The 15,329-nt window shown below is 60.5% G+C and carries 12 protein-coding genes and 4 pseudogenes; 4 read left to right on the top strand and 12 right to left on the bottom strand.

Going from position 1 to position 15,329, the window contains the following annotated elements:
• Positions 1-20: 20 nt before the first annotated feature.
• Entirely contained in the window at positions 21-377 is a 357-nt protein-coding gene (tnpB, locus tag BJA_RS08595) for an IS66 family insertion sequence element accessory protein TnpB (RefSeq protein ID WP_011084511.1), read from the bottom strand.
• Positions 378-396: 19 nt separating this feature from the next.
• Complete coding sequence (locus BJA_RS08590; RefSeq protein ID WP_231088542.1) at positions 397-651, bottom strand: transposase; 255 nt, start codon at positions 649-651, stop codon at positions 397-399.
• Positions 652-927: 276 nt separating this feature from the next.
• Here BJA_RS08590 and BJA_RS08585 point away from each other — a divergent pair, with 276 nt between their 5' ends.
• A complete protein-coding gene (locus BJA_RS08585; protein ID WP_011084509.1) occupies positions 928-1,272 on the top strand; it encodes a hypothetical protein in 345 nt (114 codons plus the stop codon).
• Positions 1,273-1,796: 524 nt separating this feature from the next.
• Here the strand turns inward: BJA_RS08585 and BJA_RS08580 are convergent.
• Complete coding sequence (locus BJA_RS08580) at positions 1,797-2,018, bottom strand: hypothetical protein (protein ID WP_014497999.1); 222 nt, start codon at positions 2,016-2,018, stop codon at positions 1,797-1,799.
• Between the two features lie 569 nt (positions 2,019-2,587).
• On the opposite strand from BJA_RS08580, the gene BJA_RS08575 reads away from it, so the two are divergent.
• Positions 2,588-2,845 (top strand): WGR domain-containing protein, encoded by a 258-nt coding sequence (locus BJA_RS08575; RefSeq protein WP_011084508.1) that lies wholly within the window; start codon positions 2,588-2,590, stop codon positions 2,843-2,845.
• A 50-nt stretch (positions 2,846-2,895) separates the two neighbouring features.
• On the opposite strand, the pseudogene BJA_RS08570 reads toward BJA_RS08575, so the two are convergent.
• From BJA_RS08570 to BJA_RS08550, 5 genes and pseudogenes are all read right to left on the bottom strand, one after another.
• Positions 2,896-3,217, bottom strand: a pseudogene (locus tag BJA_RS08570) (DDE-type integrase/transposase/recombinase); the annotation flags it as partial.
• Positions 3,218-3,579: 362 nt separating this feature from the next.
• On the bottom strand, positions 3,580-8,730 hold the full coding sequence (locus BJA_RS08565; RefSeq protein WP_011084505.1) for a Ulp1 family isopeptidase: 5,151 nt from the start codon (positions 8,728-8,730) through the stop codon (positions 3,580-3,582).
• Between the two features lie 201 nt (positions 8,731-8,931).
• Positions 8,932-9,635: pseudogene (istB, locus tag BJA_RS08560) on the bottom strand (IS21-like element ISFK1 family helper ATPase IstB).
• 8 nt (positions 9,636-9,643) lie between these two features.
• A pseudogene (istA, locus tag BJA_RS08555) lies at positions 9,644-11,020 on the bottom strand (IS21-like element ISFK1 family transposase); the annotation flags it as partial.
• Positions 11,021-11,118: 98 nt separating this feature from the next.
• A pseudogene (locus tag BJA_RS08550) lies at positions 11,119-11,531 on the bottom strand (transposase); the annotation flags it as partial.
• 300 nt (positions 11,532-11,831) lie between these two features.
• On the opposite strand from BJA_RS08550, the gene BJA_RS08545 reads away from it, so the two are divergent.
• Both BJA_RS08545 and BJA_RS08540 read left to right on the top strand, forming a co-directional pair.
• Entirely contained in the window at positions 11,832-12,173 is a 342-nt protein-coding gene (locus BJA_RS08545; protein WP_014498004.1) for a type II toxin-antitoxin system PrlF family antitoxin, read from the top strand.
• Positions 12,170-12,673, top strand: a complete 504-nt coding sequence (locus BJA_RS08540) for a type II toxin-antitoxin system YhaV family toxin (RefSeq protein ID WP_011084500.1) — start codon at positions 12,170-12,172, stop codon at positions 12,671-12,673. Before BJA_RS08545 ends, BJA_RS08540 begins: the two co-directional genes overlap by 4 nt.
• Positions 12,674-13,004: 331 nt before the next feature.
• On the opposite strand, the gene BJA_RS43970 is transcribed toward BJA_RS08540, so the two are convergent.
• The 4 genes from BJA_RS43970 to BJA_RS08525 form a co-directional block, all read right to left on the bottom strand.
• Positions 13,005-13,202 carry a dTDP-4-dehydrorhamnose 3,5-epimerase family protein gene (locus tag BJA_RS43970; RefSeq protein ID WP_018648901.1) on the bottom strand — a complete coding sequence of 66 codons (198 nt, stop codon included), beginning with the start codon at positions 13,200-13,202 and terminating at the stop codon, positions 13,005-13,007.
• A complete protein-coding gene (locus BJA_RS08535) occupies positions 13,112-13,342 on the bottom strand; it encodes a dTDP-4-dehydrorhamnose 3,5-epimerase family protein (RefSeq protein WP_244651854.1) in 231 nt (76 codons plus the stop codon). The genes BJA_RS43970 and BJA_RS08535 overlap by 91 nt, the downstream gene beginning before the upstream one ends.
• Before the next feature lie 55 nt (positions 13,343-13,397).
• Entirely contained in the window at positions 13,398-14,777 is a 1,380-nt protein-coding gene (locus BJA_RS08530; RefSeq protein ID WP_035668747.1) for an aspartate aminotransferase family protein, read from the bottom strand.
• A 325-nt stretch (positions 14,778-15,102) separates the two neighbouring features.
• Entirely contained in the window at positions 15,103-15,291 is a 189-nt protein-coding gene (locus BJA_RS08525; RefSeq protein WP_014498007.1) for a hypothetical protein, read from the bottom strand.
• Positions 15,292-15,329: the final 38 nt, after the last annotated feature.

The following is a 15,329-nucleotide window of genomic DNA, read 5'->3' as shown; positions in this document are numbered from 1 at the left end:
AACAGGTTGTCGGGTCTGAGTCAGTTCGCCGCAGCTGGCGTCGCGACAATCCGTTCGCCCACTCGCTTCCAGTTCAGCCCTTCAAACAGCGCTTCGAACTGCACGCGCGTCAGATGCATGACGCCGTCGCTGATCTGCGGCCACTCGAAACGACCATCGCGGCCAAGGCGCTTGTAGACCAAAACGAGGCCCGTGCCGTCCCATAGCAAAATCTTCAGCCGGTCGGCGCACTTCGAACGAAAAACCACGATCAGGCCCGAATGCGGATCGAGCCCAAGCGTGTTTTGCACAAGACCGGCCAGCGCGTCGTGCCCGCACCGGAAGTCAACAGGACGCACAGCAAGCACAATCCGCAGTCCCTGCGCCGGAATGATCATGCGCCGCGCTCGATCGCAGTCACGATCTCCGCGATCCGCACCGCCGACACGTCCGCATCCAGGCGGACCGAAACCTTGCCAATCGTAATCTCGACGGGCCCTCGCTCTTGCCTGGCGCCACTGGATCGCTCAGCTCGATCGACACGAAATCCGCCGCGTCGTCCGTGACCAATGCGAGCCGGCCAGCACGCGCCAATCTGCGCCACGTCGTCAACTGCTGGGCCTTCACACCATAACGCCGTGCGACATCACATACCCGGGCGTCGGGCTTCATGCTCTCGAAAACAGCGCGCCCCTTGATCTCCGCAGACCATAACCGGCATCCAGAACGCGTCCGGCGCGTAAGCTTCCCCACAAAGCCATCAGCTTCGGCTTCCTCCCCCGATTGTTCCATCGCCTTCAGTCTCCTCTCGGCTCTCTGACAAGCCAAGGATCGCAGAGCGAAAGCCGAAGCGAAACCAGTCAATCAAATGGGAGAAAAGCTCCGCTTACAATTTTTGCTCGTTCAGACCGACACAAATTGCTCAAAGATTCGTGGAGAGAAAAGCAGATGAGCGATGAGCCCGACCTCGAGAGCAGAGTCGTTGCAGCGATACGACACTATCGTGCGGCGCTCGACGTGGCGGAAAACCTGGAACGAGAGGACGCGTGCGCGCATCGAGCGCTGACGAGCACCCTGCTCGATTTGGAGCGTGCCCTGCGAGGCGAAGCGGCCCCGCATCTCAACAACAACCTGTTTGAGACCGGCTCCACGGCGGTTGCACGGTCGGATAAAACATGGGCCGACCTGGTCGAGGCGACTGCGAGATTGGATTCGGCCCGTCGAACCTTAGCTGCTCTGGAACGGCAGTTGGGATATCTTCCAAAAGTCTCGAGGGGAGCGGATCACAAGTGAGGTTAGATAAGAGTCTCGCACGATCGGAAGGTTTCCCGACCATTTCAGAGCGGCGGCGGCAACGCTCTGACGGGCTCGTGTCCCAGCCAAAATCCCGCGCCCAAAACAGACCTCTCTGCGTCCTCGTGTTTGGGACCGCCGAGGTACAGCGCGCGAATCGGGACCTTGCTGGATCCCAACCTTCCAACTTTCCCGCCGCCTCGCCGCGTCCTCCTATGCAGGAATAGACCTCGACGCACTGGCTCGATCGTCCTGTCGAGCGTGCACAGTTTCTGATGACGCTGACCAGCGCGAGTCCTGGTTGAGTTTCTTCTGCTTGTGACTCGGCGTGGAAACGGCATTGCAGCCTCTTCGATCTTCGGCGCGGCTGCGATCATGTGATCAAGCTCTAAAAAGTGGTTCGACGACAGGCAGGCGCTTGAGGCCAGCGTCAACGTTGTCGGAAAAGTGGAAGCCGTGCCGGCTCACACCGTAATCAAAACAGACGTCAAGCGCCAATCCAAGGGCCAGAGCTGCGCTTACGATCAACGTCGAACCGATGCGTTCGAACCACCAATCTCATTGGTGGCGCCTGCTCCGGTGCGATCGATGACCCAGGCCACCATGTAGCCCTTGGCCTGCTCGGTCTGCACCTGCCGGAGGGCCTCAGAGTAGGTTAGTAAGGGCTCTTGCGCCGGGTAGACGGCGCGGTCGGTCGGGGTGACAAAGTGATGGCAGCACACGCGATAGTCTTTAGCCTCGAACATCGGAATCCTCCTCTCGCCTCAGGTTGCGCGGCCATACGCGCTTTCAGATACTGCCCTACCACAGAGAATGCGGCCTTTAAGAGGCCGCGCGCTTCTTCAACACCCCATAAGGTTGGTCGGGCTGCCAGACGCAGGTCGGCGATGTCCGACCACATCGCGCGCTTGATTCTCTGCAGCAGCACCGGCAAAGAAGTGCCCGGGTGTCATTCCATAATTCACCCGTGTCCGGACTTCGATTTCCCGTTCGTCCGCAATTGCTCCGTCGATCGCTCAACGGCTGCACCGATGTCACCTAGTCAGCTTTCAAACCTTGCTGAGGCTGCTGGATCGACAATGCTTGGACCGAGCTCCGGCGCGATTCAGTGAGCTTCTCGATCAGTTCAGACTGCGGTCTCGGTTTTGCCGCGAGACGGTGGGGTTCAAATCGGGCCGTGGAGCCTCCACATCATCGCCACAGTCCGAAGACACCCGCCTGGTGCAATTGATGTAGCGAGAGAATGAATCGTTTGGCCCTGATCGATTCATAGAAAGCATTGGACCTCGCTTCCACAGGAAGCGAGAATCCATGCATGCCGAACCTTAAGCTAGGGCCGCTTCACCTTCGCCGCATCGACACCACCCGCAACATGCGGCGGTTTTACTTGCTTTCGATCCAACCGACCTTGTTCGGCGGGGTCTCGCTGATCCGCGACTGGGGCCGGATCGGCACGACCGGCCAGACGATGGTGCAGACTTTCGATGCCAGCGCTGAAGCGGGCGAAGCATTCGGACGGCTGGAGCGCGCCAAGCGCAGGCGCGGATACACCTCTGCTGAGGAGAGAGTCTGAGGTTTCGTCAATTTCCCGGGGATTACGGATCCACTTACGATGCCTGGAACGTGAAGTGACAGAAACCGTTGAGCCTGACGGGACGATTTGAAACGCTTCATGATCCGCCGCGTTGCCGCGTCGGCTGATGAGAATTCTCAGCCCGATTGTTGAGAGCTCTGTGCTGGCGATGTTCGACGAAAAAGCCCATCTTCGCCCTCGCAGCGCCGTGCGAACGCTTGTCCGTGATCATCACGCGCGGCGGCGTGCCGGCGGATTTCAAGAGCTTCTTCATGAGCCGCTGGGAAACCGGAAATACAACCAAACGGCATAGCTGATCACTTCCGATGGGAAGCGATGGCGGCGATAAAGAGGGTCCCGGGCGGTCGGCATGCCGGTCGTCTACCCCTCGGCCGCTCCAATTCGTTAACTTGACGGTACCCGCTGCTCGTCGACAGCGATGGCACGATCATCGCGGGCGAAGGCCGATACCTGGCCGCGCGAAAGCTCGGTCTCCTCGAGGCGCCGGTCAGCTGACCGGTCTTTCCGAAGCGCAGCGTCGCGCGCTCGCCCTTGCCGACAACCGCATCGCGCTGTCGGTGGTCCGGCGGCTCGTCGGATACGGGCGCTTCGACGGGGGCGAGACGGCCCGCGTGATGGCACGTCTCTACGCCGCGGCGCGCCTGCTGGTGAACTTCTTCCAGCCGTCATTCAAGCTCAAAGAGAAGCGCCGCGAGGGTCCGCCCACGGCGACATCAACCCCTGAGTCGCGCTTGCAGTGCCTGCCGATTGGCAACGACGTTGCTGAGGTTCAGCTGGTCTGGCTCCCGTCCTTGCGCCAATTGCCTAACCAGCTCCCGCGTGCCGTCCACGACAAAGACGCCGCAATCACAAGTGTTCTGCTGCTGGGCCATGCCGGCGGGCTGCAGGGCGAGGTTCAGCCTTTCTGCGAGTTGTCTTGCATGCGTCTCGTTGTATCTCCCGTAGGAATCGTAGTGATAGGCGACAGGCCGTTGCCGGTTGCTGCGATCAACGAACAGCAGCGACCAATGCCTGCCGCGGTCCGTAGCACTGGCATCGTTCACTGGCAGCAACAGGAAGTCGGCTGTATCGTTATCACGCCGATCATGGACGATGCGATGGAATACGCGTAGCACGTCGCTCTCCGCGCCCAGGCGCAGCCGCAGCGCTTCGAGGGGATCTACGAACCGCGTCCGGGCGGCGAGATCCGAATCGCTCCTCTGCAAATCCAGCTCCTGAAGCTGGTAATCCCTGAGGATATGCTCGTCGCCCAGCCATTCCGTGTGCTCGAGCACCAGCCCGCGGTTATGGGACAAGGCTATCGGATTCAACGCCCCGATCTGAGCATCGGAGGAGGTGATCGGAAACCGCCGCACGATATCGTCGCGCAATGGGGACGGTGCGGGCGCGGTCAGATCAACCAATGGAAGACCGTCGTAGGTGTCTGAACGAGCCCTGGCAGAAGGCGCTGGCGCAAAGTGAGCACTGTCATCCAACTCGGCCGCATCCGGATCAAGCAGTGCCCCAAACCCACGATAGAGATCCTGAGCCCTGGCAGTTGATGGTGATGCCGGTTCTTGCATCTGCCGCGCAAGCTCCTCGCTCAACCACGCCAAAGCGTCATCGTCCGAGTGGGCGGACACCGGAGAAAGCCCCTGCGGCGAGCCGAGCTGTCGAGCGCCCTGGTGATGCCCCGGTACCGGCCCGGCAAACGGCGGCGGAAAGCCAGGCGCCCGGCTCCAAGCATTGTCGCGCAACTCAAATGATGTGGGCGAATTCGGATTAAACGATACCTCAAGACCGCCGTAGGTGTCTGAGCAAGCCCTGGCAGAAGGCGCTGGCGCAAAGTGAGCACTGTCATCCAACTCGGCCACATCCGGATCAAGGAGTGCCTCAAATCCACGATAGAGATCCTGAGCCCTGGCAGTTGATGGTGATGCCGGTTCTTGCATCTGCCGCGCAAGCTCCTCGCTCAACCACGCCAAAGCGTCATCGTCCGAGTGGGCGGACACCGGAGAAAGCCCCTGCGGCGAGCCGAGCTGTTGAGCGCCCTGGTGATGCCCCGGTACCGGCCCGGCAAACGGCGGCGGAAAGCCAGGCGCCGGGCTGCAAGCATTGTCACGCAACTCAAATGATGCGGGCGAATTCGGATTAAACGACACCTCAATACCGCCGTAGGTATTTGAGCGAGCCCTGGCAGAGTGCGTTGGCGCTGCTTCCACGGTCGGCCGGGCAGGTTCCTGCCCAGCTTGGACTATGTCCTGCGCCTGCTCAGGAGGAACCTCGGGCCACGATGGGCCGTCTTCCACCATTAAGCGCAGATCCTGATCGTAACCTTCCGGGAGGACCAATGGCCGACTGACAGCTCGCTGCCGCGCGCTGTGCTGCGCAGCGGCGCCCCCGACGTACATCGCGACCGCATGCGGCGCCGTGACATCTTCGTAGCCGCTCCGCAGCAGCATCGGCTGCGTCTCCCATGACGACGTACCCTGTTGATGGGTAGGCGCCGGTGTCGGCTGGCCGCCTGAATTGGCGATCTCGCTCAGCTGCCGCTCGCCGGCAACGCCTTGCGGATTGTTTAGGGTCCTCTGCCTCTTCGCTGGCCTCAACTCAGCTGTGTCATGCTCATCGTTGATGAGGACCTCCTCGCTTGGCAGGCGGTTGCTCCTGGCAAGCGCAGCCATCGGCTCGTCCGGGGACTGCTGGCGGTCGGGCTCTCCGGGATCCGGTGCCTGGTCATGGCGCGCGGCTGGCTCGAGAGATGACGACGAGCGGGGTTCGTCCATCAGCCCCAAAAGCAAATCCTGATCGCGGCCTTCCGCGGGAAGCTCCTCTGGCCGACGGCCAGTTTCCTGCGACGCGCTGTGCTGCGCAGCGGCGGCGTCGACGCGCCTCGGCTCCATCAGTACCGTGTCTTCGGGATTGATAAAGGCCACGTTCTGGGGGTGAGGATTCAGCTTAGCGCGTCGTGAGATCGGCACTTCGCCCGTCGACCGCAAGGTCCGGAGATAGTCGATTGCCTGAACGAGTCTCTTTGGATTACCCTCTCCGGTGAACTCGAGCACCTCACCGCCATCGGTCAGCGACTTATTGTCGAGCCGATCACGAATGCTCGGTTTTTCTTTTGCGAAAAGCCAACGGCTAAAGCTACGAAGGGAACCTCCGTGCTGCTCGGCAGCGGATTTGCTGAACCCGCCCTTGATGAGGGCCCTCTCAAGCCCCGAAATAAGGGGAGCATCCACGGAATAAAGAGGCTGCTTCCTCTTCCCTATCACAATCCAAGTTGACTGAGCCGACTGCGGCGCCGAGGACGACGGGCCGGGTTCATCCATCAGCCCCAAAAGCAAATCCTGATCATGGCCTTCCGCAGGAAGCAATTCCTCTGGCCAACTGCCACCCTTCTGCGACGCAATGTGCTGCGCAGCGGCGTCGCCGACCCGCCTCGACTCCCTCAGGGCCGCCTCTTCGGGATCAATATGGCGCTCGTGCTCCATCGCCTCAGCGCCGGCCTGCGATTTTCGGAGACGAGCCAGTGCGGCACCAATCCTGGAATCAGCACCGGCGACCTTCCTATAGCTCTCGACATCTCCATCAAACGACGTGCCGAGCCCAGCAGCAATGCCCGGCCTGTTGTTGTCACGCAGGTAGTCGCTGAAACTGCGAAGAGCAGTTGCATCCTTCCTGCTTGCATCCTTCTTGCCGGTATCTGTCGCTGCTTCGTTTTTGTACTCTTCGATGAGAGCCGCGTCCTGGGGATAAGGATGCAACTCAGTGCGGCCTGCGATCCGCACGACTCCGCCCGTCGACTGCGAGGTTCGGAGATGAACTATCGCCGCAAGAAGCCTTAAGGGATTACCCTTTCCGATGAACTCGCGCGCATCAGCGGTCAGTGACTTTTCGTCGTCGAGCCGAGCAGCAATGGGATCTTTGTTATTTGCGAAGAGCCAGTGGCCAAAGCTGAGAAGAGTACGTACATAGCCCCTGGCAGTGCGTTCGGCGGCGTTCCCATTACGGAGGGCCTCCTCAAGCCCCGAAATAAGGGGAGCATCCTCGGTATGAAGAGGCTGCTTGTCGTGCCCTATCAAAATTCCAGTTGACTGAGCCGGCTGCGGCGCCGAGGACGACGGGCCGGGTTCGTCCATCCGGCCCAAATCCTGATCGTGGCCTTCCGCAGGAAGCAATTCCTCTGGCCAACTGCCAGCTTTCTGCCACGCACTGTGCTGCGCAGCGGCGTCGCCGACCTGTCTCGACTCCATCAGGGCCGCGTCTTCGGGATCAATATGGCGCTCGAGCTCCATCGCTTTAGGGCCCGCCTGTGATTTTCGGAGATGAGCCAGAGCGGCACCGATCCTCGAATCAGCACCGGCGTCCTTCTTATAGCTCTTGACATCTCCATCCAGCGCCTTGCCTGAAAGCCGACCAGCAATGCCCTTCTTGTTGTTTTCACGCAGGTAGTCACTGAAACTGCGAAGAGCCGTTGCATCCTTCCTGGCTTCTTCCTTCTTGCCGGTATCTGTCGCTGCTTCGTTTTTGTACTCTTCGATGAGAGCTGCGTCCTGGGGATAAGGATGCAACTCAGTGCGGCCTGCGATCGGCACGATTCCGCCCGTCAACCGCGAGGTCCTGAGATGGTCTATTGCCCTAAGGAGTGTCGCGGGACGCTTTTCGAACAACTCGCGCGCATCAGCGGTCAGTGACTCTTCGTCGTCGAGCCGAGCAAAAATGCTCTTTTTGTTATTTGCGTAGAGCCTCTGGCCAAAGCTGCGAAGAGAAGATAGATAGTTTCGGACGGTGCGTTCGGCGGCGCTCCCATTCCGGAGGGCCTCCTCAAACCCCGCAATAAGGGGAACATCCTCGGAATGAAGAGGCCGCTTCTTGTGCCCTATCGCAACCCCAGTTGACTGAGCCGGTTGCGGCGCCGAGGACGGCGGGCCGGGTTCGTCCATCGGACCCAAAAGCAAATTCTGATCATGGCCTTCCGCAGGAAGCAATTCCTCTGGCCAACTGCCAGCTTTCTGCAACGAACTGTGCTGCGCAGCAGCGTCGCCGACCCGCCTCGACTCCTTCAGGGCCGCGTCTTCGGAATCAATATGGCGCTCGAGCTCCATCGCCTTAGCGCCCGCCTGCGATTTTCGGAGATGAGCCAGAGCGGCACCGATCCTTGAATCAGCACCGGGGGCCCTCTTATAGCTCTTGACATCTCCATCCAACGCCTCGTCTGAAAGACGAGCAGCAATGCCCTTCTTGCTGTTTTCACGCAGGTAGTCGCTGAAACTGCGAAGAGCAGTTGCATTCTTGCTTGCATCCTTCTTGCCGGTATCTGTCGCTGCGTCGTTTTTGTACCCTTCGATCAGAGCTGCGTCCTGGGGATAAGGATGCAACTCAGTGCGGCCTGCGATCGGCACGATTCCGCCCGTCGACCGCGAGGTCCTGAGATGGTCTATTGCCCTAAGGAGTGTCGCGGGACGCTTTTCGAACACGCGCGCATCAACGGTCAGCGACTCTTCGTCGTCGAGCCGAGCAGCAATGGGATCTTTGTTATTTGCGAAGAGCCACTGGCCAAAGCTGCGAAGAGAATATAGATTATTTCGTGCGGTGCCTTTGGCGGCCCCGCCCTTGATGAGGGCCTTCTCAAGCCCCAAAATAAGGGGAGCATCCTGGGAATAAAGGGGGCTTTTGCTGAGCCTTCTCAGAATCCCTTTTGACTGAGCCGGCTGCGGCGTCGAGGCGGCCGGCATTGCTCCATCACCTTCACCTGAACTGCCGATCTCGCTCAATTGCCGCTCAAAGGTCGCCGCGGCTGCGGACGGAGCCGCGGGTGAGCTCTCTTGCGGGCCCGTGCTGTCCGATTGTTCACGCACCCGCTTGGTCGAGGGGAAATCCATCCGTTCTCACTTTCAAAATATGAACCAGGGCTTCGATCTGGCATGCTGGCGATCAGCAACAAACCACCCTTTACAGCCCTCGATAGACCCGCACCGGGAGCATCTGCGGATTTCACGGATCGTGAGCATCGATTTCGCGCGATCGTGAGCACTGAATTCAGACGATCGTGAGCAGCCCGCTACGGCCGATGGGAGATAGAGTCAGTGTTCTGGTTGGCCGTCAAGGGTGATGGTTTTGGCGCTGCGTTTTCGCATGCTTTCTCCGGTGAGCTGGAGGCGGTGGGCGTTGTGGACGAGGCGATCGAGAATGGCGTCGGCGACCGTGGGGTCCCCAATGGCTCCATGCCAGGTGTCCACGGGAGCTGACTTGTGACGATGGTGGATGCGCGGCCATGTCGGTCCTCGAGGATTTCGAGCAGATCGCGGCGTTCCGCGGCGGTGAGCACCGATAGTCCCCAATCATCCAAAATCAGAAGCTGAGCGCGGCCGAGGCTTTTGAGGAGCCGGGCGTAGCGTCCGTCTCCGCGCGCGAGCGCCTCGAACAGCCTTGGAACGCGATGATAGAGGACTGATCGGTTGTCGCGGCAGGCCTTGTGGCCGAGCGCGCAGGCTAACCAACTTTTGCCCAGGCCGGTTGCCCCGGTGACGAGCAAATTCTCGTGGCGATCGATCCAGCGACCTTCGACGAGTTTGGCGAAAACGGCGCGGTCGATGCCCCGCGGGGTGCGCAGATCGACGTCCTCGACGCAAGCAGTCTGGCGCAGTGCGGCGATCTTGAGGCGCGTGGTGAGCCGCCTGGTGTCGCGTTCGGCGGCTTCGCGGTCGACCAACAGGCCGATGCGATCTTCGAACGGCAGGGCTTCGAGATCGGGCGATCGGCGCTGCTCCTCGAAGGCCTTGGCCATTCCGGTCAGTCGGCGCCGTAGCTTTTGACGAGCGCCAGAATGCCAAGGCAGGTTCGAAAGCCTTGTTCTGGATGGGGCCGGGCGTCGATCACGGCCTGGAAAAACGCTGCTGTCGAAGGACCGATCCGCTCGCCGGCGGCGATCACCGCGGCGGGGGTCCATTTGCCGTAGCGGCGATGGGCGCTGGGCATGTGGTCGGCGATGGTGGTGTGTCCGCGTCGGTTGGGCGCGCGGGCATGGCTGGCGATCCGCTGGCCCTTGTGGAAGATCTCGACCGTCCGATCGTCGATACGGGCATCGACCAGCTCGCCAATCAGACGATACGGCGCGGAGTACCAATGGCCGTCGACCTCGACATGATAATCGGGAGCGAGGCGGCAGCGCTTCCAGCGTGCGAAGGCATAAGGCTGATCTGGCAGCGGGGTTAGCTTGGGTTTGTCGAGTTCGGCAAACAGTTCGGCGCGGCTTGAGCCGAAGCCACGCATTTGACGAGCATTGAGTTCGTCGACGAGTGTCTTGATGGCGGCGTTGAGCTCGGCCCGGGAAAAGAAGCGCTGATTGCGCAGCCGGGCCAGAATCCAGCGCTGGGCGATTTGCACCGCGACCTCGACCTTCGCCTTGTCTTTTGGGCGCCGCGGCCGTGCGGCGAGAATGGCCGTGCCGTAATGGCTCGCCATCTCGGCATAAGTGCGATTGAGGCCGGGATCGTAGCGGTCGGGGTTGCTGACGGCGGCTTTGAGGTTGTCGCAGACCACGAACGTCGGCGTTCCGCTCAAAAACGTGAACAAGTTGACGTGGGCCCGGATCCAGTCGGCCAAGCTCTCGCTGGGGCAGGCCTCGGCGTAGGTGTAGTTCGAAGCGCCCATCGCCGCGACGAACAGCTTCATCGGCTGCACTTCCCCGGTCAGGGGATCGACGATGTCCATGGTGTCGCCGGCGAAATCCACGAACACCTTCTCGCCGCCCAGATGAATCTGCCGCATCGAAGGTCGGACCCGCCCCTTCCAGGCCTCGTAGGTAGTGCAGAACCACGTGTACCCGAAACCGTCGGGATTAACGGCGCGATACTCCTCCCAGAGCAGGCGACGGGTTACGTTGCGCCGGCGGAGCTCTTTATCGATGTAGCTCCAGTCGGGCACCGGCCGCTGCGGGCTCTGAGACGCTGGTCGTGGGGCCGGGAAAAGCAAAAGCTCCAGGTCTTCATCGGTCATTCCCTCCGGAAGCGGCCAGCTCAACCCAGCAGAGCGGGCGCGGCTCAGGTAGCTGTGCACAACGCCGTTGCTGACGCCCACGCTCCGCGCGATGGCCCGCTCTGGCAGGCCTTGAAAATGTTTTAACCGAAGGACTTCCTTGATCCGGCGCATCGACAATCTCTGGGTAGGCATTGGACTTCCTCGTTAACCACGAGGTCATCCCTAAGCCGGTTGAGTTGTCGGCCGAAGCGCTGCAAGGCTCCGAAAGCCTTGCTCACGATCCCGCGAAACGCGCAGTCCTCGGCCGAAACTGGCCGAGGTTCATAGTAGACCGTGCTGCGAGCCAGCTTCAGGACCTTCGCCTGGCGCACGATAGAAAGATCATGACCGCGGTCGATCATCGCTTTGCGCTCAGCAGGCCCGCCTTGGTGAGCGCGCCGGACAAAAAATCGTTTTCCAACGCCAGCTCGCCGATCTTGGCATGTAACGCCTTCAAATCGACCGGCGTCTCGGCCGATGTCTTGTCATGCCCAAACACGCCGGCGGCGCCTTCCAGGAGCTGGTTTTTCCAGATCGTGATCTGGTTCGGATGAACATCAAACAGTTGCGCCAGCTCCGCCAGTGTCTTGTCTCCTTTGACCGCAGCCAAAGCAACCTTCGCCTTGAATGCCGGAGAATGCGTCCGGCGGCTCTTCTTCGTCATCTTCGCTCCTGATTCGCAGCAAGAATCCTCGCCGCTGTCAGGCAGAAAATCCACTCAAGCTACTGTCCGAATTTGCGGGGCCAGCTCTATAGTTTCCATTCATTCGCGCAGACCCCCGAGCCACAGCTGTAGCAGCGGCATTGGAGGCGGGCAATTGTGCATCATTCTCGTTGAGCTTCAGCGCCAACTCCACCAGACGGCGGAATCGCCAGTTTGCGGCCATCTCGAGGCACCCAGGCAGACTTGACTTACAATGCAGATGCATTACATTGGGATGTCGTGACGACGCAAGGAGCCGCTATGGCCAAGACCGCCGAAATCCTCGAGATCCCCGCGACCATCACAGACCGCGGCCAGACGACCGTGCCCGCCGCCATCCGCAAAATGCTGGCCCTGGGAAAGCGCGACCAGGTCGTGTTTCGGGGGCTCGCTGACGGCACCGTTGTGATCGCGAAGAAGCAGTTGAGCGCCGACCACGGCGATCCGGTGATCGGCACGTTCCTCGCGTTCCTGGCCCGCGACATGGGGAGCGAGCCAGCCCGGATCCGGCCGGTGCCGAAGTCGCTGGTCGCGCGCGGCAAGGGCTTGGTCAAGGGTGTTAAGGTCGATCTCGACGCGGCGCTGCCGGAAGACGATACGTGAGCGACGACACCTTCGGGGTTAACGGTTGGACGGTCTACGCCCATCCGCTATTTCTCGACCAGTTCGAGACTATGATCGCGGCGGTCGAGAAGGCGCGCAAGAAGGATCCGAAGGGATACAAGAAGAAGCGCGCCGCGAAGCTCCTGTCGGCTGTCTTGAAGGTGGCGTTCGACGACATTCCGAGTGACCCAACGCGTGACGTCTATCGGCAGGGCGGCACTCTCGGCGACGAGTACAAGCACTGGTTCCGCGCGAAATTGCTGCAGCAGTTCCGCCTGTTCTTCCGCTATCAGCAATCGGCGGACGCCAAGATCATCGTTCTCGCCTGGGTGAACGACGACTCGACGCTGCGCGCCTACGAGAGCGCGAACGACGCCTACGCCGTGTTCAGGAAGATGCTGGACCGCGGGAACCCGCCGGACTCGTGGAACGAACTCGTAGCCGCGGCCTCGACTGGCGAATCCAAGACGCGTCTATCGCGCTCGACGCGCGGGAGATGACCCCAGCTGGCCTCGTTCGGCCGCGACCGCCCGCTGATCCGGCCCGCGCCGCCGGCACCGGTCTGCAGCGAGAGACACGATTCGGCCAGGAAGAGTCCGTGAAATGCCCACCATCCAGCTGTCGGCTACGCCCAAAGGCAGCGGCGAATGCGCCGACTGTCCGGCGACATCATCATCAGCATTCCACCTGTTAAGCCGTGTAGACGGAGGCGACATTTCAGCCCTCCGATGCGGGTGAACCGGTTCGTGTTCCTCAACCTTCCAATACTTCAGCCTCGATCCCCTTTACCTGCGGGCATCAATGCACCTCCGACCTGCCCGCGGGTTCCCGTCACCAGTATCCGCCCGTACAATGGAAGTTTTGGATGTCGGCAAGCAGCGGCGCGGCCGCGTCCTTGGCCGAGAGCGACGGCTTTTTGATACCCCAGTTTATACCGATCACCGGGTCGTCCCAGCGGATCGAAACCTCGTTCTCCGGATTATAGAAATCATCGCATTTGTAGAAAAAGTCCGCGGTCTCTGAGAGCACACAACGAAACCGTGCGCGAATCCGCGCGGAACCCATAGTTGCCGCCGGTTATGCTCGCTTAATTCGACGGCAACGTAGCGTCCGAAATTCGGGCTCCGGACGCGGACGTCGACCGCGAGGTCGAGCACCTTGCCCCTCATTGATGGATGTCCAGACAATCGGACTCGCGGCGCACTAAGCGGAGTTGAGTGAACGCTAGTGAGGCTCGCGACAATTAACTACAGTCGCCTTAAGATCGTGGAGCATGCCCGTGATCCCGTCGATGAGCTCGTCGATTTGATCCTTGTTGACGATCAGAGGTGGGCATATCGACAATGCATCGTCTACATTCCGCACGATGATCCCTCGCTCGTGCAGCAACCGGCTCGCAATGCTGCCAACATCGCCCGGAGTAGTAGCGGCGACTTTCCGTTTCTTGTCCAGCACCAGCTCGATTGCCGCAATAAGGCCAACGCCACGGACCTCCCCAACGAGTGGATGGTCAACGAGCGTGCGCAGCCGTTCCTGCATGTAGGCCCCGATGCGGCCAACGTTCGCAATCAGACCCCGCTCCTCGATGAGTTTGAGGTTTTCGAGCGCTACGGCGGCTCCGACCGGGTGACCACCGCCCGTGAAGCCATGAGCCAGCAGTCCAACCTTATTGCTCTCGTCCGCGATTGGTTCGAACATGTAGTCATTCATTATGATCGCAGATAACGGAAAATAACTGGACGTGAGCTGCTTCGACACCACGATTACATCGGGCGCGATGTTGTAGGTTTCGCAACCGAACATTTTTCCTGTCCGGCCAAAGCCGCAAATCACCTCATCAGCGACCAAAAGGATGCTATGCTTTTTTAGCACACTTTGAATTTTGTCCCAGTAAGTCGGCGGCGGAACGATGACGCCGCCCGCGCCCATGACAGGCTCACCGAAGAATGCTGCAATGGTATCGGCACCTTCGCGCTGAATCAGCGACTCGAGCTCCTCGGCCCGACGCGTAGCAAAGGTCTCCTCCGATTCGCCCGCACGGCTGTCCTTGTAGAAATGGGGGGAGCCCGTGTGCATAATGTTGGGGAGCGGCAGATCGAAAGAGCGGTGGTTGTCTGGAAATCCGGTCAGGCTTGCCGCACCGATCGTGACGCCGTGATAGCCGCGCAACCGGCTGATGACCTTCTTGCGCTGAGGCTGGCCCGCTGCATTCGATCGATAGGCGATCAGCTTCAACACCGTATCGTTCGCTTCCGAGCCGGAATTTGTGAAGAACACCTTACTCATTGGCACCGGAGACATCTTCACCAGCTTCTCGGCAAGCGCGATGGAAGGCCCATTCGATCGTGATGCGAAGGTATGATAGAATGGCAGGATTTGCATCTGGCGATGCGCGGCTTCGATAAGCCGCTTTTCGCTGAAGCCAAGACCCGCACTCCAGAGACCGGCCATCGCATCGAGGTAGCGTTTTCCTGCCGTGTCGAAGACGTAGGGGCCCTCGCCGCGTTCAATTATGAGCGGCCCGGCCCGTTGGTGCGACCGCGCGTTGGTATAGGCGTGAAGCTGATAGGCCACATCTCGGGCCTGTTGAGAACTGGGCAGCATGGTCGGCGTCACATCATCGGTTCAGAATTGGATAGGGACCGGAGCATCATGTGGGGAAGCGCCGGTCCGTTTCCGGCTTCTCTGGGCCTTGCGATAGTCGTCGTTGACGATCGCTTTAAAGGGATTCGCTTTTGCCTATGCCTGACCACAGGCTTAACTGGCGGCGCGACGCACTGTCTGGAAGTGATCACAGAAAGGTGACGATGTTCAGCACGACAAAGCGTCGGATTTCCGGGACGCGTTAGTCGCCGACGGGAGCTTCCATCAAACTGCCGGCGGCGTTCAGGCCGTAGAGAGTCGGTGGTCGTAGCGCCGTGGACCGCGGTTACGTATTCGAGCCCACCACGTTCAGGCCGTCCGCTCCGCTAAAGGCCAGCGTGTCATGTGTGTTTAGCACGTTATCCCAGCTGCTGCCGCGCGTCGTCACGGACTGGTTGGGCTCCGAGCCAACACGCGTGATGAGTAACACTGTAAGCAACAACCCGCTCTGATTGACCAGTTTCTTGTGGGCCATCAGTGATCTCCTTGATCTGGTCGGTGTCCCGGCTTTGC

It is taken from the genome of Bradyrhizobium diazoefficiens USDA 110 (genome assembly GCF_000011365.1).
Classification (GTDB): domain Bacteria; phylum Pseudomonadota; class Alphaproteobacteria; order Rhizobiales; family Xanthobacteraceae; genus Bradyrhizobium; species Bradyrhizobium diazoefficiens.
This window is presented reverse-complemented; position numbering and strand designations above follow the sequence as displayed.

Excerpts from the sequence above, each read along its gene's own strand:
- tnpB (WP_011084511.1), bottom strand. The coding sequence starts at position 377 with ATGATCATTCCGGCGCAGGGACTGCGGATTGTGCTTGCTGTGCGTCCT.
- BJA_RS08590 (WP_231088542.1), bottom strand. The coding sequence starts at position 651 with ATGAAGCCCGACGCCCGGGTATGTGATGTCGCACGGCGTTATGGTGTG.
- BJA_RS08585 (WP_011084509.1), top strand. The coding sequence starts at position 928 with ATGAGCGATGAGCCCGACCTCGAGAGCAGAGTCGTTGCAGCGATACGA.
- BJA_RS08580 (WP_014497999.1), bottom strand. The coding sequence starts at position 2,018 with ATGTTCGAGGCTAAAGACTATCGCGTGTGCTGCCATCACTTTGTCACC.
- BJA_RS08575 (WP_011084508.1), top strand. The coding sequence starts at position 2,588 with ATGCCGAACCTTAAGCTAGGGCCGCTTCACCTTCGCCGCATCGACACC.
- BJA_RS08565 (WP_011084505.1), bottom strand. The coding sequence starts at position 8,730 with ATGGATTTCCCCTCGACCAAGCGGGTGCGTGAACAATCGGACAGCACG.
- BJA_RS08545 (WP_014498004.1), top strand. The coding sequence starts at position 11,832 with ATGGCCAAGACCGCCGAAATCCTCGAGATCCCCGCGACCATCACAGAC.
- BJA_RS08535 (WP_244651854.1), bottom strand. The coding sequence starts at position 13,342 with ATGAGGGGCAAGGTGCTCGACCTCGCGGTCGACGTCCGCGTCCGGAGC.
- BJA_RS08530 (WP_035668747.1), bottom strand. The coding sequence starts at position 14,777 with ATGCTGCCCAGTTCTCAACAGGCCCGAGATGTGGCCTATCAGCTTCAC.
- BJA_RS08525 (WP_014498007.1), bottom strand. The coding sequence starts at position 15,291 with ATGGCCCACAAGAAACTGGTCAATCAGAGCGGGTTGTTGCTTACAGTG.